This window comes from Mucilaginibacter terrenus (assembly GCF_003432065.1).
Taxonomy (GTDB): domain Bacteria; phylum Bacteroidota; class Bacteroidia; order Sphingobacteriales; family Sphingobacteriaceae; genus Mucilaginibacter; species Mucilaginibacter terrenus.
Genome location: NZ_QWDE01000001.1, coordinates 1929092 through 1951366 on the forward strand (window position 1 = coordinate 1929092; position 22275 = coordinate 1951366).

Annotated in this window: 19 protein-coding genes; 1 reads left to right on the forward strand and 18 read right to left on the reverse strand. The window is 46.1% G+C overall.

Annotation, left to right across the window (positions count from 1 at the left end; translation table 11 throughout):
• Positions 1 to 3 precede the first annotated feature (3 nt).
• Positions 4 to 855, forward strand: coding sequence for a sugar phosphate isomerase/epimerase family protein (locus DYU05_RS08630; protein ID WP_117382544.1), 852 nt, complete (start codon positions 4 to 6; stop codon positions 853 to 855).
• Between the two features lie 49 nt (positions 856 to 904).
• Here DYU05_RS08630 and DYU05_RS08635 read toward each other — a convergent pair whose 3' ends face one another.
• The 18 genes from DYU05_RS08635 to porG form a co-directional block, all read right to left on the reverse strand.
• Positions 905 to 1252, reverse strand: coding sequence for a hypothetical protein (locus DYU05_RS08635; protein ID WP_117382545.1), 348 nt, complete (start codon positions 1250 to 1252; stop codon positions 905 to 907).
• 2 nt (positions 1253 to 1254) lie between these two features.
• Positions 1255 to 3219 carry an amidohydrolase family protein gene (locus tag DYU05_RS08640; RefSeq protein WP_117382546.1) on the reverse strand — a complete coding sequence of 655 codons (1965 nt, stop codon included), beginning with the start codon at positions 3217 to 3219 and terminating at the stop codon, positions 1255 to 1257.
• Positions 3220 to 3518: 299 nt separating this feature from the next.
• The gene (locus DYU05_RS08645) at positions 3519 to 4826 is read right to left on the reverse strand and encodes an ammonium transporter (protein ID WP_117382547.1); all 1308 of its coding nucleotides are present in this window, start codon (positions 4824 to 4826) and stop codon (positions 3519 to 3521) included.
• An 83-nt stretch (positions 4827 to 4909) separates the two neighbouring features.
• Positions 4910 to 6409 (reverse strand): NADH-quinone oxidoreductase subunit N, encoded by a 1500-nt coding sequence (locus DYU05_RS08650; protein ID WP_117382548.1) that lies wholly within the window; start codon positions 6407 to 6409, stop codon positions 4910 to 4912.
• A 3-nt stretch (positions 6410 to 6412) separates the two neighbouring features.
• Positions 6413 to 7993: a DUF4139 domain-containing protein gene (locus DYU05_RS08655; RefSeq protein WP_117382549.1), complete on the reverse strand. Its 1581-nt coding sequence runs from the start codon at positions 7991 to 7993 to the stop codon at positions 6413 to 6415.
• Between the two features lie 63 nt (positions 7994 to 8056).
• Positions 8057 to 9658 (reverse strand): complex I subunit 4 family protein, encoded by a 1602-nt coding sequence (locus tag DYU05_RS08660; RefSeq protein ID WP_117382550.1) that lies wholly within the window; start codon positions 9656 to 9658, stop codon positions 8057 to 8059.
• Entirely contained in the window at positions 9658 to 11721 is a 2064-nt protein-coding gene (locus DYU05_RS08665; RefSeq protein ID WP_235853975.1) for an NADH-quinone oxidoreductase subunit 5 family protein, read from the reverse strand. The genes DYU05_RS08660 and DYU05_RS08665 overlap by 1 nt, the downstream gene beginning before the upstream one ends.
• Complete coding sequence (gene nuoK, locus DYU05_RS08670) at positions 11718 to 12023, reverse strand: NADH-quinone oxidoreductase subunit NuoK (RefSeq protein ID WP_117382551.1); 306 nt, start codon at positions 12021 to 12023, stop codon at positions 11718 to 11720. The genes DYU05_RS08665 and nuoK overlap by 4 nt, the downstream gene beginning before the upstream one ends.
• Positions 12020 to 12559: an NADH-quinone oxidoreductase subunit J family protein gene (locus DYU05_RS08675; protein ID WP_117382552.1), complete on the reverse strand. Its 540-nt coding sequence runs from the start codon at positions 12557 to 12559 to the stop codon at positions 12020 to 12022. The genes nuoK and DYU05_RS08675 overlap by 4 nt, the downstream gene beginning before the upstream one ends.
• Positions 12556 to 13146, reverse strand: coding sequence for a NuoI/complex I 23 kDa subunit family protein (locus tag DYU05_RS08680; RefSeq protein ID WP_117382553.1), 591 nt, complete (start codon positions 13144 to 13146; stop codon positions 12556 to 12558). Before DYU05_RS08680 ends, DYU05_RS08675 begins: the two co-directional genes overlap by 4 nt.
• A 40-nt stretch (positions 13147 to 13186) precedes the next feature.
• On the reverse strand, positions 13187 to 14260 hold the full coding sequence (locus DYU05_RS08685) for a complex I subunit 1/NuoH family protein (RefSeq protein WP_117382554.1): 1074 nt from the start codon (positions 14258 to 14260) through the stop codon (positions 13187 to 13189).
• Between the two features lie 140 nt (positions 14261 to 14400).
• Positions 14401 to 15243 carry a glutamate racemase gene (gene murI / locus DYU05_RS08690; protein ID WP_117382555.1) on the reverse strand — a complete coding sequence of 281 codons (843 nt, stop codon included), beginning with the start codon at positions 15241 to 15243 and terminating at the stop codon, positions 14401 to 14403.
• Positions 15244 to 15304: 61 nt separating this feature from the next.
• Complete coding sequence (locus tag DYU05_RS08695; RefSeq protein WP_117382556.1) at positions 15305 to 15817, reverse strand: OmpH family outer membrane protein; 513 nt, start codon at positions 15815 to 15817, stop codon at positions 15305 to 15307.
• 51 nt (positions 15818 to 15868) lie between these two features.
• On the reverse strand, positions 15869 to 16399 hold the full coding sequence (locus tag DYU05_RS08700; RefSeq protein WP_117382557.1) for an OmpH family outer membrane protein: 531 nt from the start codon (positions 16397 to 16399) through the stop codon (positions 15869 to 15871).
• Between the two features lie 19 nt (positions 16400 to 16418).
• Positions 16419 to 18971, reverse strand: coding sequence for an outer membrane protein assembly factor BamA (bamA, locus tag DYU05_RS08705; RefSeq protein ID WP_117382558.1), 2553 nt, complete (start codon positions 18969 to 18971; stop codon positions 16419 to 16421).
• 63 nt (positions 18972 to 19034) lie between these two features.
• Entirely contained in the window at positions 19035 to 19775 is a 741-nt protein-coding gene (locus tag DYU05_RS08710) for an isoprenyl transferase (RefSeq protein ID WP_117382999.1), read from the reverse strand.
• Between the two features lie 300 nt (positions 19776 to 20075).
• On the reverse strand, positions 20076 to 20600 hold the full coding sequence (locus DYU05_RS08715; RefSeq protein WP_117382559.1) for an ExbD/TolR family protein: 525 nt from the start codon (positions 20598 to 20600) through the stop codon (positions 20076 to 20078).
• An 879-nt stretch (positions 20601 to 21479) separates the two neighbouring features.
• The gene (gene porG / locus DYU05_RS08720) at positions 21480 to 22268 is read right to left on the reverse strand and encodes a type IX secretion system protein PorG (protein ID WP_117382560.1); all 789 of its coding nucleotides are present in this window, start codon (positions 22266 to 22268) and stop codon (positions 21480 to 21482) included.
• Positions 22269 to 22275 lie beyond the last annotated feature (7 nt).

Here is a 22275-nt window from a genome sequence, read left to right on the forward strand (position 1 = left end):
ATAATGAAGAAATCCGTTCTTGTTGCATCGGCATTGTCGCTGTTTATAGCTGTAAATACATTTGCTCAAAAGAAGGCTAAACCGCTTTTTACCATGCCTATAGGCGTACAATCTTATACGTATCGGGCCACCCTCGCCACCAATACTGAGGCGGTGCTTGACAGTGTGAAAGCGCTCGGCATTACTGAAATGGAAGGGCCAAACCCCAAAGGAGTTGATCCTTATAAGTTTAAAAAGCTACTTAATCAACGTGGGATCAGCATGCCATCTATTGGTGTTGATTACGACATGCTGGTGAAAGATCCGATGGAAGTGGTGCGTCTGGCAGGAATTCTCAACGCCAGCTATGTTATGGTTGCCTGGATACCCCACGGTAAAACGTTTAACATTGCAGATGCTGAAAAAGCAGTAAACGATTTCAACAAAGCAGGACGTATTTTAAAAGCGAACAGTATTACGCTTTGCTATCATAACCACGGCTACGAGTTTGGAGACTACCAGGACGGCACACTATTCGACTATATCGTTAAGAATACCAATTCAAAATACGTTTCCTTCGAACTGGATATGTTATGGGCTTTCCACGGCGGTGCAGACCCTGCTAAGCTGTTGTATAAATACCCAAAGCGCTGGAAAATGATGCATCTGAAAGACATTCGCAAAGGGATAGCTAACGACCTTACCGGCGGTACCGATATTAAAAATGACGTTGCATTAGGCACCGGCCAGATAAACGTACCCGAAGTTATTAAAGCTGCAAAAGCTGTGGGCATTAAGCATTATTTTATTGAGGACGAAAGCCCCGATCATGCTAAACAGATACCACAAACAATAAAGTATTTGAAAAGCCTTTAACGACGTGGAACGCTTAAGCGGATAAGTTAACTAAGTCCGCTTAAAGCGTTCATTCTTTATAAAACGATTTGGTGACCACTATACCACCTACTATATGATCGTTAAAATCCTCGAGCTCTTCTGCGGGAACCCAAAGTTCATTGTGAATAGGCCCACCTACATTTTCAACAGTGTATTTCTTGAGATAATCTGCAGGTAAGGCGAACTTAGTTACAAAGCCTGAGCCTGACGCCGGAACGTTCCAATCCCGGGCTATCTGGATCGCATACTCCTCGTTCATAACAGGATAAAATATAGGCTGTTCAGCTAAACGTTTGGGAAAGCGCTTCCATCCTGAGTCTTCTATCTTTCTAAGTTCATTTGGCCCTACTGGCCTGTATAATGTTGTCAATTCCATTACTACTTTCTAAACCCTACCAATTTGTGCAGGGTACCGGGATCGTAAACCTTGCCACCTTTTATTACTACATTAACATTGCGGGTGTTGCTGATGCTGTTAAGCGGGTCACCGTCGACGATTATAAGGTCGGCGTTTTTCCCGACGGTTACCGAACCTGTTTTGCTGCCAAGCCCCATCACCTGCGCGGGAATGATAGTTGCTGTTTTTAAAGCTTGTGCAGGTGTAAGCCCTGCGTTTACATAAAGCTCAAGCTCCCGGTGTACACTAAAGCCGGGGAAACCCATATCAGTACCCGCCACAATCGGCACGCCGGCGTCATATAGTTTCTTTACAATCTGTCCAAATGCATTTGTTATGGGCTTAAGTTTTGCAGCCTGGTCCGGTTCTTCACCGGTTGTTTTAAACTGTGTTTGCAGCGGCAGCGGCAGGTCGTAAAAACGGGGTTCCATTTTGGTGATATCATCCTTGATGTTGCGCATGCTTAGATCATATACAGCAAGCGTAGGGTCAATTACCACCTTATGATCAAGCAGGAACTTGATGTTCTTTACATTTACACTGTCGTTGAAATCGATAGAACGGTCTTTGTTCCGCTTCATTATCGAATAAACATACTGGATGTGATTGACCATGTTCATACCCGAATCAACACCCGTCCTTACCGACATGTAGTTAGGAATATGGCCGGTAACGGTTAGCCCAAGTCTGTGCGCCTTATCACAAATCACTTTTAATATTGCCGGCTTAACAGAACTGTAAACCTTAATCTGGTCGAAGCCTCTTTCTTTATAAGTATCAACAGCTTTAATGGCTTCTTCTTTTGTATCTGCCTGAATTATGCCGAGCGACATTGGCCCTTTTCCGTCTATAATCCCCGCCATCAATATTTTTGGACCAATACCTTTTCCACCATCAATGGCGTCGCGAATGGCATCTATGAAGCCCAGCTCATTACCGCAGTCGCGTACGGTGGTCACGCCTGCCGCAAGGTAGGCCGGCCCCCATTCCGTTTGCTCAAAGTGCGCGTGCATATCCCAAAGACCGGGCATTATGCTTTTCCCCGTGGCATCTATCACCTGTGCGCCCGCCGGAACGGTTGATTTACCTATGCTTTCTATTTTTCCATCCTTCAATATCATTACCGAATTAGGCGTGCTGGTGCCAGTCAATACATCAATAATATTCCCCCCTTTTATAGCGATTACACCTGTAGAGCCTTTTTGCGCCGGGGCAGCTTTAGCAAATGCCTCCATGCCGTAGCTCGCTGCGCGTTTTATCAGCTCGGGCAGTAAACTTTCATAAGGCTCGCTCATCATCTCTGTCTTGTCGCCTTCGGCATCAATGGTGAGGATGCAGATGAGGTTACCCGCGGCATCGGTCCATACCTGCTCGTCGCCCCATATTAGGCCGCTGATGGTGTAACGAATGAACGACAACGGTTTGCCCTCAAACGTGAGTACATCCGTACCCGCCTTCCTGATCTGCAATGCGCCGAACGGCAGCGTGTTGATGGTAGCCGGTTGTTTATGATTGTTCCAATATTTTAACAGCAGCATTTGAACGGTCGCCGGTGAGTAACCCGTAACGGGGAAGGTTAAAGCGCCAATGCTTTTTGTATAGGTTGAATCGCCGACTCGTATAGCGGCCGAGCCTCCCTGCATCTTAATAGCATCGTCCACCTTGGAGAACCTGGATGTTTGGCCTTTTACAACTAGTTCCAGTGGCTCGTATACCGGGTTTACTTTTATGGTAGCCTTTAGCGGAACCGGGCTGCCACGGTCAACAAACTTAAAGTCGACCTCGTAGGTTTTTGAGTCCTTGTTATTGGTTACTTTATAGGTTTCCTTACCAATATGCTGCTCAAATTTGTGCAGCAGAAACACGCCACTGTCGGCAGGTTTATCCTGCGCACTGGCGGTATATAAAATTGATGATAATGTAACAAGGGTGAAAATACGTTTCATGCGATGAGGTGCTGTGTTCACCAAATATAATGAAAACTGTAAACGGGAATTAACAAGTTCCCGGATTATATGGTGTAATACCGGGAGGTGTTTCGTTTCGGTAAAGCGAAACACCCGAAACACTTAATTTTATTAATGTACTCGCTATCAGAAGTTTAAAAAACAAAGCGAAACAACCCGAAACAGTGCCGAAATAACACCTGACTGTATAAGTAATTATAAATTAAATACTTATGTTATATAGGTTTTCTTACCTGATAGAAGCGAAACACTCCGGGCGAAACACTTTAAGTTGAAATCTATAGCTTCTCCCCGTGTTGGCTAATATCCAGGCCAACCAGCTCATCCTCGTAAGGTACACGCAACGGCGAAATCATATCGGTAACTTTTAACAACAGCATCGACCCAAAGAAAGAGAATATGGATGTGGCTACCAGTGCCACCAATTGTATAAGGAATAAATGCGTATGGCCAAAGAACAAGCCCTCGCCGGTGGTAATGCCGGGGTTAACTTTTTGACTGGCGAACACACCGGTAAGCAGCATACCCACCATACCACCTACCCCATGGCAGGGGAACACATCCAACGTATCATCAATACTGGTACGGGTGCGCCACTCTACCACCAGGTTACTTACCACTGCCGATATAATGCCTATGGCCAGCGAGTGCGGTACACTTACGTAACCCGCTGCCGGGGTAATAGCCACTAAACCAACTACGGCGCCTATACAGGTGCCCATTGCAGAAGGTTTTCGCTTGCGCAGTATGTCGAAAAATATCCAGGTGACGCCTGCGGCTGCAGAAGCGGTTGTGCTGGTCGCCAGCGCAATTACCGCCGTATGGTTTGCACCAAATGCCGAACCCGCATTAAAACCGAACCAACCGAACCACAACAAGCCAGTACCTATCATTACATAGGTGATACGTGCCGGCGAATGATTGGCCTCGTTGCGTCGCTTAAGATAAAGCGCCGATGCCAGTGCCGCCCAACCTGCAGACATGTGCACTACTGTACCACCTGCAAAATCAAGCACGCCCAGCTTAGCCAGTATACCCTCGGGGTGCCAGGTGGCATGGGCCAGCGGCGAGAAGATGAACACGGAAAAAAGGCAAAGGAAAATGATGTAAGAATTAAAGCGAATACGCTCGGCAAACGCGCCGGTGATAAGTGCAGGGGTAATTATAGCAAACTTAAGCTGGTACATGGCAAAAAGCAGCAGCGGGATGGTTGGTGCCAGTTTCCAGCTTGCGTTACCCAGCATGCCTTTCATCATAAAAAAGGTAGAGGGGTTGCCTATTACCCCGCCAATGCTGTCGCCAAAAGCCAGGCTAAAACCAAATATGCCCCACATTACGGTGATGATAACCATACAAACAATGCTCTGCAGCATGGTAGATATCACGTTCTTCTTATTCACCATACCGCCATAAAAGAACGCCAGCCCGGGTGTCATGATCAGCACCAGCGCGGTAGACATCAGCATCCAGGCAATATCGCCCGTGTTAAAGTTTGCAGTAGTAGTTGTATCATGATCTACCGACGGAAACGCAAAAGTTAGCGCCAGGATGACCAGGATAATGAAGAAAGGGATATAACGTTTCATATTTTACAGCACTCTTTGCTAAGAATGGCTGAAAATATAATTTTTTAATCCATCTGTAATGAAATTTGTAAAATTTCTATTAACTACATGTACTTTATCAACAAATTTGGGAAAATCCCAAAAATAAGCAGCACTGCAGCCAGTATTGTAGATAATACCACCAGCTTTATAGACCACTTATTTTCGCTAACCAGCAATTCCGACCGGCGAATAAAAAGATTAAGCGGAATTTTGATGTAATAGAACAGCGAAACCACCGTCACCAGCGCCCCAACAGCCATTAGTGCGGCCAGCCAGGTATCATGCGTGTGCTGATAGGTACCATAAAGCGCCGAAAAAACAAATAACTTGGCTGTGAAACCAGCGCTCACCGGTATGCCGGTAAGCGAAACCAGCACTACCACAAAAGCTACTGATGCCAATGGGTATTTAAAGCCAAGCCCCTTATACTCGCGCACATCGGTTATCCCTTCTGCGTTCTCAAAATAGTTAGCAAGTGCCAGCGCGGCGATATTGGCAATACCGTATACCAGCAGGTAGTAGCTTAGCGCCTGTATGCCTTGCCCTATGAATGTGGTTATCGCCATTAGTGCGAAACCGGTATGCCCTATGCTGGAATAAGCCAGCATGCGTTTTACGTTGTTCTGCATCACGGCAGCAAAGTTACCCCCTATCATGGTTACAATGCCAATGACCGAAAAAGCAGCACGGATATCAAACCCTGTCCAGCCGCCGTAAAATATCAGCGGGGTAATAAAGTTTACCAATAAGCCAAATGCCGCAATTTTAGGCAGGGTAGACAGGTAAGCCGTAATAGGTGTAGCAGCGCCCTCGTAAACATCGGGCACCCAAAAATGGGCCGGAATAAACGACATTTTAAAGCCGATGCCCAGCAAAATAAGCATCACCGCAAACGATACGCTTAGCTGGTTTACATGGCCCAGTTGCTGCACCACAATTGGGTTAAACAGGTTCAGTTCGCCCGTAAAGGCGTAAACCAATGAAATGCCGTATAACATTACTGCAGACGATGCAGCGCCGAACAATACATACTTCAAACCCGCTTCGGCACTGATGCCGTTTTCGGTTTTATACGCTACCAACAGGTACGATGCTATAGAAACCATTTCTACCGACAGGTACATAGCCAGCATGTTTACAGCCATTACCATGATGTGCAGCCCCAGCAAAGAGCCGGTAACAATGCTGTACAGGTCCGACAGGCCTTTACGGTGTATCTTAAGGCGGTTATCCCAGCTAAAGTACAGCAGCAGTATAAACGCCAGCACCCCTACTATCATTTTAAAGATGATGGCCATGTGATTAAGCAGCAGCATACCGCTGAAGATGAACTGCGGACCGGAGGCTATCATGCTAAACTGCTGCGCGTCCTTAAACAGCACCAGCAGCACCCCGGCAGCGGCAACTATCCGGCACAACCAGGCGGAGTTCTTCCTGAACAGAAGATCGGTAAGCAGTACCACAACAAACAACACCGTGATGTACACCTCGGGCATTAAGTAGGGTAAGCTAACAAGGGCGCCGCTTAACTGGTTAGATATGTCGGATAGTTGGTCCTGCATGGGTTATTGTACAATTACTACTTGATTTTTGGGGTATTTTACCTGGTACTTAACACGCAGTTGTTTGGCTTCCTGCGGTGCCAGCGTTAAGTTCCACGACAGCTTGCCGGTAACTTTATCCATTTCCGCACCGCTGGTTTCCTGCGCATCTACCTCAATAGCGGTATTCTGTGACACCGGTACCTGATCTTGTACCAGGATGTTTACAGGCTGCGTTTTACGGTTCTTTACTGATATCAGCCAGTCGCGTGTTTCTTTTTTGCTGGAACCCAACAGGCCTTGTTTTTCGTTTAAGTCTTTTTGCAAAGTGCGTTTTACCAGGATACTCTTATCTATGCCTAACGACAGTTGCAACGTGTCACTAGCGGTATGTGTATCTAATACAGATTTTCCTACGAAAGTTCCCTCGAAGAATATGCTGGCTTCTCCCGAAAGGAAGTTAAACTTAGTCCAGTCAATTATTCTGGCGTTAAGAAATACATCTGTGTTTAACTTAGGTGCCACATAGTACTGATAGGTAGCCGGTATGGTCACTTGGTCTATCTCCACGGTATACGGCTTGCCGTCGTTTGGGATAGAGAAAGGATTTTGAATTTTAAATTCTATGTTGGTCTGGTTTTCTGTAGGGTTAACAGCAACCGGGTTTGTGCTCCTGAATTCGTTTACTACAACCACTTCGTTTAGAGACTGGCTTGAAAAACTTTTACCTGCTAAAGGGCGCGGCGTATATAAGTTCAGGTAATAAGGATTCAATTCTGGCTTTACGCCACTTACAGAAGGGTCTCCGGTAGACAATGTCAGTTTTACATTCTTCCAATCTTCGCCACAACGTTGAGACACATTTGCTTTATAGGCTATTGTTATTGGGCTGTTCACATTTTTGGCCCGGATGTCGTAAGTTGGGTACCAAAATGCGTTGCCTACAGCGTAGCTCAAAGTGAAGTTGGCTTGTAAGGCTATTTTGGAAGATATATTTACGACGATATTACTGGTAGAGGGTAACTGGCTTCGTTGTAGGGCATCAAGCTGACTGTCATACTTCTGTAGCTGTTCGTTCAGCTTTTCAAGTTCGTTGTTTATTACAAGTTCCTTTTTCTTTATTTCAGTTAGACGCAAGGTTTGAAAATCAAGAGCTGCTCTTAATTTTACTACGTCCAGCCCACCGGTTTGACCGTTTCCCACCTGATTTTTGGCAAGCATGTTGGCTTCTTCCTGATTAATATTTAGCAATGCAGTTTGCAGTGCTATTTTATCTTTTAAACTTTTTTGCATTGTCTGCAACTCTTCGGTCTGTTTGGTTTTAGCAGACTCACCTAAAAAATTACGCTCATGCTTGACGGACAGAATGGTAAAATCTCCGGCAGCACGTACCTGAATGCTTGGTACATTTATATTGGGGGATAAATTCTCGAAAACAAGTGCATAGTTCCCAGGTACAATATTCACTAAAGATGTTCTTGTAACTTGCGCGCCATTAAGGAACACTGTTACGTTCTCTATTTTCGAGGCAATCTTCTGTCCTTCTTCTGCACGGGCAGTAGCAGAGCATATCAACAGGCAGGCAATAAATAAGAATTTCTTCATGGCTTATAATTTATTTACCTGTATGATGATCTTGCCGGGCATTTTCCATAAAGGTCCGCCAAATTATTTACCCATATAATTAACCAGCGCCAGTACCGAGTCGTTTATCTTATCAAATACCACCGAAGGCATTACACCCAAGCCCAGCGCGATGAGCGCCAGCGGCAGCAGCGTAGCGGTTTCCCTAAAGTTGAGATCGGTAAGCGCAATGCGCCATATCTCCCCTCCTTTTAGGGAAAGTTTACCAAAGAACATGCGCTGCAGCGTCCACAGGAAATAACCCGCGCTCAACAATATACCTACCGATCCACATATAGCCATCCAGTAAGGCAGCAAGCCGTTAACCGATTGGGATTTAAAAGCACCCGCCAGCGAGAAAGCCTCGGCCACGAAAGCCGAAAAGCCCGGTAAGCCCAGTGACGCGAAGAACGCGATCATCACGTAAACCGTATAGCGTGGCATCAGGTTACCCAATCCACGGAAATGGTATATGTACCGGTCGTGCACGCGGTTATAAATCACACCAACTAAAAAGAACAGCATAGTAGACAAAAAGCCATGGCTCACCATCTGCATAATGGCGCCGCTAATCCCTTCGGCAGTATTAGAGGCTATACCCAGCAACACAAAGCCCATATGTGATACGGAGGAATAAGCGATAAGCCGTTTCAGGTCCTGCTGTGCCAGCGCGTTAAAAGCGCCATATAAGATGGAGATAACACCCAGCAACCCCAGCCAGAAAGCCGACTGGTGCGCGGCATCAGGGAAGATACCCATACAGATACGGATGATACCATAGCCACCGATCTTTAACAGCACACCGGCAAGTATAATGGATACAGGGGTTGGCGCTTCTACGTGCGCATCGGGCAGCCAGGTATGTAAAGGAACAACGGGTACTTTAATGGCAAAGGCCACAAACAGCACCACAAAGCCCACCATACGCGCAGGCAGGCCAAATATGGTTTGATGCGTAACGGTGGAGAATATAGAACTCCGGACGTAATTGGCCGGGTCCATCATCGTAATCATATTAAATGTGTGATCGCCGGTGCTGCGGTCCTTTACAGACAAGTACAGCCCTACCATCACCAGCAGCATAAACACCGAACCAAAGAGCGTATACAGGAAGAACTTAATAGCCGCATATTCACGCCGTGCACCGCCCCACATCCCTATCAGGAAATAAAGTGGCAGCAGCATCAATTCATAAAAAGTATAGAAAAGGAAGAAATCCAGCGCGCAGAACACACCCACCACCGCCATATCCAGCAGCAGGAACAGCGCGAAGAAGCCCTTAAGATTGCCTTTTATTTCCCAGGAGGCAATAGCGGCAACCACCATTACCAAACACGTCATAACCATCAGGGTGATGGAGATACCGTCTATCCCTACAAAATAATCTATCTGCATGCGGCCGAGCGCGCCAAGGTCAAGGTGTATCCAGGGCAGCTTCTGTACGAACTGGAACTGCTCTTCATGATTAATCCCCGCGAAACCCGCACCCGTTTGGAAGTTAAAATACATCCAGATGCTGATGCCTAACTGCACCAGCGTAGCAGCCAGCGTAATATACTTGTAGGCAACCCGTAACGACGAAGGCAGCAGCAATATAATAAGGCCGAACAACGCAGGGGTAAATATGAGCAGGGTTAATATGTTCATCAGGTCCAGATCAGTTTAAATACAAAAAATACAATTACTGCCAGCAGCATGCTATACAGGTAGTACTGGATTTTACCGCCCTGGAAACGGCGTGTAAAATTACCTATTGCCTGCACAATTTGGGCAAGCAGCCACAATGTGCCATCTATAATATATTTGTCGGTCCAGGCGGCGGCTTTAGCTACCAGTTGTCCGGTTTTCTCCAGCAAATGTATAAAGCCGTCCACCACCTTGCGGTCGAACCAGAAAGCGGCGGTGCTGAGCGCCACTACATATTTCACGATGACACGGTTGTAAAACCTGTCGATATACCACTCGTTGCACGATATCCGGAACAGCAGGTTGTTCTGCGGGAACGCCCATGTGCTGCGGCCGGAATACAGCCGGTAAGCACCGTACATTACCAGTAAGCTGACAACATTTACCAGCACGGGTACAACAAGATGGTAAGCACCTTCTACAGCCGGTGCATTCGCCTGCATTAGCCCGGTAAAGGGCCAGGCTTGCTCGTACGAGAACGGGTTAATACTAAACAGCGGGAACAAACAGCAAAGCGCGAGCAAGATCAAAGGCGCCTTATAACCCCAGCCGCCATCGCTAATGTGCACGCTGATGTTCGGCTTCATTTGCAACAGGCGGAACTCGCCGAAGAATACTTTTACAATAAGCCTTGCAACGTAGAATGCCGTTAACCAGCTGGTGAAGGTGGCTATAGCAGGGACAAGTTTAAAAATGCCGCTTTTGCCATCGCTCCAGTTAAAGGCTTGTATCAATATACCATCTTTGGACAGGTAGCCGGATGTAAGCGGGAGGCCGATCAGCGCGACGGCTCCTACGATTGCCACCCAAAATGTTACGGGTAATCGTTTACGCAGGCCACCCATGTGGAGGATGTTTTGCGGATCTATGTCGAGATTGTTTTCGTCGCTGATGTGTTTTACTTCGTGAATAATAACGCCTGCTACCAGGAACAACAAGCATTTAAAGAACGCGTGCGTAGCCAGGTGGAACAGCGAAGACGAGTATGCGCCAACGCCCATTGCCATTACCATATACCCTAGTTGTGATACCGTAGAATACGCCAGGATGCGTTTAAGATCGTTTTGTGTAAGGGCGATGGTAGCGGCCATGAAAGCCGTAAAGCAACCGATAATAGCCAGAAAAGTAAGCTCACCGGCATTGAACAAAGGGTAAACCCTGCCCAGCAGGAACACGCCCGAAGCAACCATGGTAGCAGCGTGTATCAACGCTGAGACGGATGTCGGGCCTTCCATAGCGTCGGGCAGCCAGGTATGCAGCGGAAACTGCGACGACTTGGCGGCAACCGCAAGAAATATCCCCGCAAAAGCTATATAATGCCACATAGCCGGCAGGTGATTAATGGTACTCGTCCATTCGCCATTGGCGAGAACCGACGACGCAACCAGGCCGTCAGAACGGAATAGTGCATCTATATCAAACGTGCCAAACTGCACGAACAGGATGATTATCGCCGACAGCAGGCCTATATCCCCTATGCGGTTCATGATAAAGGCTTTTTTGTTGGCCGCTACTGCCTTATCACGGTGGTACCAAAAACCAATAAGCAGGTACGATGAAAAGCCTACAAGTTCCCAGAAAGCGTAAAACAATACAAGGCTATCTACAATAACCAGCGCCAGCATGCTAAAGCAAAAGAAGCTCAGATAACGGAAGTACAGGCTGAAGTTCTCGTCGTCTTTCATGTACGTGGTGCCGTAAACGTGCACCGGTAAAGCCACTACAGAAACCAGCCCTAACAGCAGTACAGACAGGTTGTTGAGCAGTATGCCCGCGTAAACCTTAGTTGCCCCAATGGTAAACCATACGGTTTGCACATGGATAGTGTGGGTGTTCCATACCCTTGCAAAAACCGTAGCCGCCAACACAGAACTACCTAGAATAGCCAGCGTTGATGCCCAACCAGCAACCTTACTTTTTGTAAACACCAAAAAGTTAACCGCAAAGGCAGCAAAAGGCAGTACCGCCGCCATTATGGCGAAGGTTACAGTTTGCGCGTCGGTATTTAGGTTAGCCGGGTTCAATCCTTTAACTGGTTTACTTCATCAGGATTAATGGTTTTATACCGGCGGTATACATTAAGTATTATCGCCAGCGCCACAGCTGTGGTTGCTGCGGCAAGTACAATGGCGAACAAGGCGAACATTTGCCCGGCGTTCTTAAAGCTGTCGTAACGGCTGAACGCTACCAGGTTAAGTATGGCGGCGTTCAGCATCAGTTCGATGCCGATGAGCACCTGTATGGCGTTCTTTTTTGATACCACGATGAACAGCCCTATGCAAAACAACAGAGCGCTCACCAGCATATAGTCTTGCAAGCCTATCATTGCTTGTCCTCCTTACGCGATAGGTGCGCCGCTCCAACCAATGCAATCATCAGCAGGATAGATATTGCTTCGAAGGGCAGCAGGTAACGCGTCATTAGGTTGATGCCGATGTTGTTTATTCCGGGCGTCGCAGCTGTGTTGCTTGTTTTCGATAACAGCAGCCACTCCAGGCCATCAACTTTAGCATCCAGCACCACATTCACCATTACCATCCAAAACAAGCCGGCCAACAGCAAAGCGGGCCAGTTCTTCAGACTAATAAATTTATTCTCCTGTTCGGCAGCTGCCGCCAAAGCCTCCTTGCCGGACAGCATAAAGGCAAACAGAATAAGCACCAGTATACCGCCCACGTATATTACTATTTGGGTGACCGCCACAAAGTCCGCCAGGCAAAGCACGTAAAGTCCAGCCAGGGCGAATAGTGTTATAAAGAACATGAAAATGCTGCGCACCAGGTTCCTGCTCATGGCAACTGTAAGTGCCGAACCAACCGCAACCAGGCTCATGAGGTAGAACATTATTTTAATGAGGCTCACGCGCTGCCCCCCTTCGCTTTCATGGCAGCCTGTTTAGCGGCCTGCTTTTCGGCTTGCTGTTGTTCCAGCAGGCGGCGTTTCTCATCGGCTTCCTCCGGAGACATATCCGAGAACTGATAGGTTAGCTGGCCAAGGTCGAATACGGTGCGATCGTATTGATTGGTCATGGTGATGCACTCGGTAGGGCACACAATGGTACACAGGCCGCAGTACATACATTTGGCCATATCTATATCAAACTTGGCAGCATAAAGCAGCTTTTTTGATCCGTCGGAGGTTTCACCAATCGTACCCTGGGTCGATTTTATCGATTCAATATCAATGCAGTTTACGGGACAAATCTTGGCACAAAGGTCGCATACAATACAGTCGTCTATCTCTACATCCAGTTGGTAACGGCCTACTTCAGGTATAGGCAGTTGCTGTTTTGGATATTGTATGGTAGTGGTGTCTTCCTGAAGTTTAAAGTAATTGTTATCAGTAACGGACACAACCTTGCGGCGCGAGTTTCCGCTAAAAAGGTGCTTCAGCGTAAGGCTTAGGCCCTGCGCTGCTGTTTTAAATCCGTTTACTATCTTGTTTATCACTTCTCTGCTATCAATTTTTAAAAGCCTGCTACTCGCCTAACTACTGCATTACCCACAAACGCCATACGCCAGATATCAACATACAGGCGAACGCCGCGGGTGTAAGTACTTTCCAGCAGAGGCGCATCAGTTGGTCTACCCGCAAACGCGGCAAGGTCCAGCGGATCCACATCTGCACACCTACCAGTGCAAGCGTTTTTAACAATATCCAAATAATGCCCCATACGGTGCCTGTAGTCCACGTTGCCAATGCAACCGAGCCCATGTTAGGCAGTGGCGAGTTCCATGCTCCAAGGAACAATATAACACCAACCATCGACACCAGGTACATCATGCTGTACTCGGCCAAAAACACCAGCGCGAATTGCAGCCCTGTAAACTCGGTATGGAAGCCAGCTACCAGCTCAGACTCCCCTTCCGGGATATCGAAAGGTGCGCGGTTGCTTTCCGCCAGGGAGGCAATAAAATAAATAACAAAGGCTACCAGCAAATGCGGCCCCCTGAATATATTCCACGAGAGTATTCCGCCGGTGGCAGATACATCTAACAATCCTAAAAACTTGATTTTCTCCGCTGATAAAATGCCCTGCTGCAAGGCTATTGCTTGCAAATCAAGCGTCCCGGCGATCATCACTACCGCTATCAATGCAAAACCCGCGGGTATTTCATAAGAGATGATTTGCGCAGCAGAACGCATGGCACCCAATACTGAATATTTGTTATTGGACCCCCAACCCGCCATCAGGATACCTAAGGTTTCTATAGAGATGATAGCGAAAACATAGTATAACCCTATGTTAATGTTTGCAGGTACCACTCCGGGGCCCCAAGGCAACGCCGCAAAGCCCAGGTATACACCAATAAATATGATGGCAGGCGCAAGCAGGAATAAAATCTTATCTGCAGCTGCCGGGATAATAAGTTCCTTTTGTACCATCTTCAGCATGTCGGCCGGCACCTGCAACCACCCGAATTTACCTGTTTCGGTTGGGCCTAAGCGATTTTGAATGAACGCGCTAACCTTACGCTCGGCATAAACGCCAACCATTGTAAAAAGGCCTACAAAAACGAACAGACCTATTGCTACAATAAAATATGTAAGGTAAAACTCCAAGGCGTTTGCTTTAGCGTGCAAACTTACTAAATGAGCAGGATAGTTGACTGTTTTGGTAGGGGTTTTTTAGTAGTGGTAATTAGCGCCGGGAAGACTGCTTTGTTCTTCGCAACGACGATGTAGTATTGATTATTCTACCACTACTCACATCCCACACTTACATCAACGCTCTCGCTTTTTACTTCTTCGCCAAAGAACAACGAGGCGTGGTGATTAAACTCGGCAGTATCGTCTATAGTGGTGTAGAAGGTGCGGGTACCTGCCTTGCTCAGCCTAGTCTCCATTTCCGGGTGGCGTTTAAGATAATCCACCAAGCTGGCAGCTACTATGCCGCCTTGCGCTACTACATTAACGTTTGCCGGCAAATGCGCTTTTATTTTTTCCTGCAGCAAGGGGTAATGGGTGCAGGCGAGTAATATAGTGTCTATATCAGCCGACTGTTTACGCAACTGATCCAGATAAAGTTGTACGTAATGGTCGGCACCCGGCTTGTCGTACTCACCGTTCTCTATTAACGGTACCCATAATGGGCAGGCCTGCTGATATACTTTCAATTCGGGAAAGAAATGCTCTATCTCTAACAGGTACGATCCGCTTTGCACCGTGCCCTTTGTGCCTAGCACGCCAATATTGCGGCTTTGCGTGTAGTTGCCTATCACTTCTGCCGTAGGGCGTATTACACCCAATACCCGTTTATCTGCATGCTGGGCGGACAAATCCTGCTGTTGTATGGTACGCAACGCTTTTGCCGATGCTGTATTACATGCTAGTATCACCAAAGGGCAGCCCTGCTTAAACATCCACTGTACGCACTCCCAGGTGTACTGGTGTATGGTAGCAAACGACCGGTTACCATAAGGTGCACGGCCGTTATCGCCCAGGTAAAGGTAATCGTACCCGGGTAGCTGCTCTACTATGGAGCGGAATACAGTTAACCCGCCAATACCCGAATCAAATATGCCTAAGGGGCTGCTGTTTGCCATTTGGTAAAAATAAAAAAAGCGCCCTGTTAGCAAGGCGCTTTAAAAATAAGTTATGGTTTAATTATTTTAAGCCCAATTGAACTTTTACAGCTGCCATTAGGTCATCAGCAGCAGGAGACACAATAAGGTCTGTCTGTGATGAATTTAAAACGTAAGTATAACCTTTTGCTTTTGCAACAGTAGCAATAGCAGCACGTGCTTTATCAATAAGCGGCTTGGTTAATTCGTTACCTTTTTCTTCTACCTTTTGCTGAGCTGTTTGCTGATAATCCTGGAAACGTTTGCCCAGATCGTTCAGTTCAGTTTCTTTAACTGTACGTGTAGCTTCGGTCATGGTAGCGCGGTTCTTCTGGTAATCAGCGCTTTTGTTCTGCAATTCGGTATTCATCGCCTGCAGGTTATCAACGTAAGTTTTTTTGAAAGCGTCTATCTGTGCACTAAGTGTTTTAGTCTCGGGCATTAAGCTAACAAGTTGCTCAAAGTTAATGTGGCCAATTTTAGATTGAGCTTGTGCAAAGTTGCCTGCAAATAACATCACTGCTGCAACCAAAGCAACTTTAAATAGTTTTTTCATTTGTTTTGTTCTGGTGTTTAAAAAATAGTTCGCGAATTTATGTATTTTTTTTTACTTGGCTAATACGCCGGGCTTAAGTCCTAAGCGGGTGATCACATCGTCGCTTTTGTTGTAACGAGGGCTTGCATATAACATTATCACTTCGCTGTTCTTGTCAAATATCATGTCAAGGTTTTCGCTCTCGGCTACCGCCTGTACTGCTTTGGACACTTTATCCTGAATTGGTTTAATAAGGGATGTGCTTTTTTGTGAAAGCTCACCATCCGGACCAAATTTCTGGCGCTGGAAATCCTTCGCCGCTTTTTCTTTTTCTACAATTTCGGCCTCGCGGCGTTTACGCATTTCAGGGGTCATCAATACCTGGTCTGCCTGGTAAGCTTTATAAAGTCGGTCAATCTCCTGAAAACGGCCATCAACTTCTTTCTGGTACTGGTCAGACAATGCTGCCAATTGTTTTTGTGATGAAGCGTAATCGGGTATATGTTTCAAAATATAATCCGAATCGACATAAGCAAAACGTTGCGCAAGTGCCGCGGTGAATGCTGAAAACGTGAAAAACAGTACTAAAATTATCTTCTTCATAAATAAATTTACAAATTAATTAATTGAAACCGCCGCTTAAGCTTTGTGAGATAGAGAAGTGAACGTGCCCTTTATTGGCATCAGGCTGGCCGGGGATCTTGTCGAAACCGTAACCATAATCCAAACCTAATAAACCAAATATCGGCAAGAAAATCCTCGCGCCAAAGCCTACCGAGCGTCTTACGTTAAACGGATTTACCTTGTTTATATTATCCCAAACGTTACCACCTTCTGCAAATGCAAGCAGGTATATTGTAGCCGATGAACCGGCAACAACAGGGTGCCTTAACTCAAAAGTGTATTTGTTATAAATAGCGTTACCCTGGTTTGTATTGGCGGTAAGGTTTGACCCTTCCGGCACTACCGAAAAGTTCTCGTAACCTCTCATACCAATAATATCTGTACCCTGCAGGAACTGGTAGCTCTGCATACCGTCGCCACCTAATTTAAAGCGCTCGAACGGTGATGGGCCTACCTTGCTGTTGTACTGGCCAAGGAAACCAAACCTTGCCTGAGACATCAACACCAGCTTACCGGTAATTTTGGTGAACCATTGCGCGTCAAACTTGATCTTGTAATACTCTACAAAATGGTAGCGCTCCTCTGGCGTTGCAATAGTATAGTTGGTGCTATTGAACAACGAGTATGGCGGCGTACCCTGTAGGGTAAGTTTCATGTTTGAACCCTGCGTAGGATAGAGAGGAACGTCGATAGAGTTGCGGCTAAGCTCCTGCGTTAACTTAATGTTGTACGATGTACCATTGTTAAACAGGTAACCTCCGTAGTTATCCAGGTCGTAGTGGTCAAAATTTAATGAGTAGTTCAACTGGAAGTAGTTATCCGGCCAGTTAAGGCGTTTACCCAGGGTAACACCCACACCATTAATACGCAGTTTATTGTAGTTTGGACTGCTTTTTGGGTAGTATTGACCCGTAGAGCTTCCTTGCGTATAAGCAGACAGTGCAAAGTAGATAGGTTTTTTACCACCTAACCAAGGCTCGCTAAAAGTGAACGAGAAGTTCTGGTAAGTACGGCCGCTTGATTGTCCCCTCAGGCTAAGCTTTTGTCCGTCGCCTTTTGGCAGCGGGCGGTAAGCCTTACCGTTGAAGATATTACGAAGCGAGAAGTTGTTGAACGTTAAGCCCAGTGTACCCACCAGCTGACCGCCACCAAAACCACCTGATAGCTCTATCTGGTCGGACGGTTTTTCTACCACGTTATAAACCAGGTCTACTGTACCCTCGGCAGGGTTGATATTGGTTGGGCGGGGATCTATTTTCTGCTCGTCGAAGTTGCCCAGCTGGCCAATTTCACGCGCACTGCGGATAAGTAATTCTTTATTAAATTTCTGGCCAGGCTTGGTGCGTATCTCGCGCATTACTACCTTGTCGTTGGTAACGTCGTTACCTTTTAATACCACGCGGCCAATATTGTATTGCGGCCCTTCATAAATACGGATGTCCAGGTCCACGGTGTCGTTGTAAACACGTGTTTGAACCGGATCAGCATTAAAGGTCAGATAACCGTTGTTAAGGTATAGCGATGAAACGTCATCGTTATTTGGCGTTGGGCCGGTAAGCCTCTTGTTAAGCTCTTCTTCGCTAAACGGCTGTCCTTTTTCTATCTGCATGATACGGGTAAGCAGTTCGGCAGGGTACTGAGCGTTACCTGAGAACTTAATATTACCGAAGTAATACTTAGGGCCTTCGTAAACCTTAATTTTTACGTTAACGGTTTTCTCGTCGTTTTTGGTAACGGTGTCGCTTAGTATTTCTGCATCGCGATAGCCTTTACCTTGCATCTGATCAACCAGGTTCTGCTTGTCTTCTTCGTACTTGTCCTGCTTGAATTTTTTAGAACCGAAGATATTGTACCAGCGGCGCTGACGGGTTTTTGAAAGGTACTTGCGCAGTTTCTTTTGAGAGAACTCCTTGTTACCTTCAAACGTAACGTGCTGTATCATCACCTTGCTCCCCTTGTTTACAGCAACGTTAAGTATAACGCTGTTGGGGTCGCCGGGGTCTTTGGTTTGGGTGATGTTGACTGTAGTGTTTAGATAGCCCTTCTCGTTAAAGTGCTTTTTAATGATTGCTGTAGTAGTGCTCAGCAGGTTCTCGTTAACAATCTTACCTGTTTTGTCGGTTAGTTTTTTGTTAATGTCTTCTATTTCGCCTTTACGTATACCGGTTAATTTTAACCTTGATAAACGCGGACGCTCCACAACGGCAATCTGCAGGTAAATGGTATCTGCATTAATGTCGGTAACATTAAGTTGAATATCGTCAAACAAACCTTGTTTGTAAAGGTCTTTAATAACGTTGGCGTTGGCTTCACCGGGTAAAGTGATACGGTCGCCTTTATTTAGTTTGGATATCTGGAGCAATACATCCTTGTCGAGATATTTAGCCCCGCTGATAGACACGCCGCCGATGATATACTCCTTGGGGTTAAGGTAGCTTAAGCTATCAGCAGGTATGGTTTTGGTAAGCCCTCCGCGCCTTTGGCCCGGAACCTGCGCTATTGCAGCAGTACTTATAATAGAGAAAAGTATAGCGAAAAAAACTTTATTCATCCGAATATTTTAGTGGGCTAAAAATAATTTATACAGTTGTTAAAATTTGTTAAAAGAAAAAATTTAGTTCACCTGCTCGCTTGTAAGTCCAAATCTGCGCTCCCGCTTCTGGTAATCCAGTATGGCCTCAAACAGGTCTTCGCGCCTGAAATCGGGCCACAGCTTATCGGTAAAATACAGTTCGGCGTAGGCAATTTGCCACAGCAGGTAATTACTTATACGGTACTCGCCGCTGGTTCTTATCAAAAGCTCCGGGTTAGGCATACCGTGTGTGTATAAATTATCTTCAAACATTTGCTCATCAATATCTTCGGGTTGCAGCTCTCCGCTTTGCACTTTGGTGGCCAGCTCTTTAGCAGCATGCACCATTTCCCTGCGCGAACTGTAGCTTAAAGCCAGTGTAAGTACCAGCCCCGTATTTGTTGATGTTTTAATTATTGCGTTGTTAAGTTCTCTAAAGCATTTGCCCGGCAACTGCTGCATATCCCCTATCGCGTTAAGCCGTACATTATTCTGCATCAGCTTATTTATTTCTTTATTGATGGTACTGATGAGGAGCTCCATAATGGCATTTACCTCAAAGGAGGGGCGGTTCCAGTTTTCGGAACTAAAGGTGTATAAAGTTAGGTATTCTACCCCAAGCTCGCCGGCACCCTCAACTACATCACGTACAGACAGCACACCGTTGTGATGGCCAAATACCCTTAGTTTGCCTTTGCCTTTAGCCCAGCGGCCATTACCATCCATAATAACAGCTATGTGGCGGGGCAATTTCTGCAAATCAATCTGATCTTTGTAACTCATTTCTACCTGCGGTTTTAACAGCCCGACATCAGCTATCAAATACATGCATTATTGTAAAACACCTTGCTTTAAGCAAAGCTTTCAACAACTTATGCTATTTTTTTTCAGGTGACAAAGGTAAAACTTACTTTGTATTATTTTAGTATGACGGAAAAGAAATAATGGCCGGAGTAGCGAAAGCGAAACGATACCCGCTTTTTAGAAAGTGAACTGTAATGTAAGCCCGTACCAGAAAACAAAAGCCTTTTTCCATTGCAGGAAAAAGGCTTTTGTTTTAATTATATAAAGTTTAGGGTAAGATTAGTACACATGCTTATCCCGCAGCATGGCCACGTCCTTTGCATCCGTGTCAGCTATTGAGTATTGATCGACAGCGGCAATATTTAATTCGTCAATAGTGTTCACCAGGTTGCTGTAGACCGATTTTGCAGATGGTTTCACCAGTACAAGCATGGTTTTACCTGTAGTCTCAAGAACTTTTTGGCGCATGTTGTTAATTACCCTGCGCAGCCCATCCTTACTGTAGTTTGTTACGGTGGCAGATATTATCGGTTCATCTGCTGTGCCTAAATACCACATAGCTTTATCATCAGCACCCAGGCAAATAGTAAGGCTACGGGATGCACCTGACGGCTCAGGCTCTGCATCAGCAACCGGCATCACCACCTTCATGATCTTTGGTTTAGCAAGTGTAGTGGTGAGCATAAAAAAGGTAATGAGCAGAAAGGCCAGATCAACCATTGCGGTAAGATCTACCCGTAAGGCTTGTTTGCTCCTGGGAACTTTTTTGCCCTTGTTTTCGGGAGCGGTGTTTAATTCAGCCATGGCTTTAGTTGTTTAGGTGAATAATTGGTGCTTACTAGTCAACGAATAAAAGTACTAATTAATTTTGATAAACAAAATATAATTCTGTTATATATAAAATTATAAAATTAAAAACCGAAAAACACTATTTTAACAACTTTGTAGAACCTGTTAACTGTAAATTCCATCCGATGTTGCTATTGCTCGTTGACACTATATTGCCCCAAAAAGGTGAGTAAAAGAAAAGGAACGCAGGACGACTCACCCCGACATCGCTATCGCTCGTCCACCCTCCCTCCGCTTTGCGCAAAGAGGGTGAGGAGAAAATGCGCGCTTTACAAGTACAACGCCATCATTCCGGATGTGCTTGCGTGCGACCCTTTCATCTGATTGCTGTATTTCTTGCAATTACGTAGTGCCAGAACAAGCACTTAAAAACCGGCATCAGGAACGTTCGGGTGGCAGAGCAAATGCTAAAACACTAACTTTAACAGAACGTAACGTAGCCGGCACTTTTCTTTGGTTCGTTTCTTTTGGTGTCAAAAGAAATGAACATCCACTAGCGTTAATAAAGCAAACTCATTCCTCATGAGCACTAACTCACCCCGACATCGCTGTCTCTCGTCCACCCTCCCTCCGCTTTGCGCAAAGAGGGTAATACAAGAAATCGTCATTGCGAGCGATAGCGTGGCAATCTCCCGACATGCTCGCGGCAACCTTTTCCATAGGAAGATTGCTTCGATCCTCGCAATGACGTATTGGTTTCTGATTGATTACAAAAAACCCGCATAAAGAAGATTTCCTTGTGAGCAATGCACGAAATTTCTTAAAGAGAGTTAGGGAACCTGACTATAATTCATTCTTGTCCGGGGAGAAAAGGCAACTGGGATGCCTTTACAATTACTCTTCGTAGTAGCACTTTTCGGTCACAAAAGTATAGGTGAGCGTAAAACCTGCAAACATGTAAATGTCCTTTGGCCGAAGATCGCCACGCTGGGTACCGGGTGTGCCTATGTATGCACCGCCACGCTCACCAGACCTGTCCGACAGAACTACCGATGTAGAATTTGGCAGCTTACTTTTATCAGCATATAAACCGCTTACATCGTCAAGAAAATCGGTACGGGTATACCGGTAGCCAACTTCGGCAGCCAGGGTCCATTTGCCGCCAATGTTGTATTTAAAACCCGCACCATAGGGTATTACCATGGTGTTTTTACGATATTCGGACTCCTGCCCCTCCGTTCTTAAAGAGCGGAGCGAAACCTCGCTTCCGCCGTACATAGCATGTGGTGCAAAGGCTGTTAGCCCAACGCCCAGATATACATAAGGCGTGTACTTGTTTTTGCCGGCATCCGGAATGTACTTCATGAAGTTGAACTCGGCTGTAAGACTCAGTTCTTTTAGGCCGTCGGTAAAGCTCAGGTTGCGGTTGTAGATCTGTTCGTAACGCGATGTGCTGTCCGCGCCTGCTATTTTACCGTACTGGTAATTAAGCTTTGCCCCTAAGTAACCATTGAAATTGCGTTTCACAAATAATCCGAAAGAGCCGCCGCTAAGCTTTACCGGATTGCTGTTAAGATCGCCAATGTAACCTGCACCACCCAAGTTGCCGCCTATTTCCCAGGTTTGGGCGCTTACGTTTAAGGCTATAAAGCAAAAGAATAAAATAGCGGAGAGTTTTGGCATCCGTTAA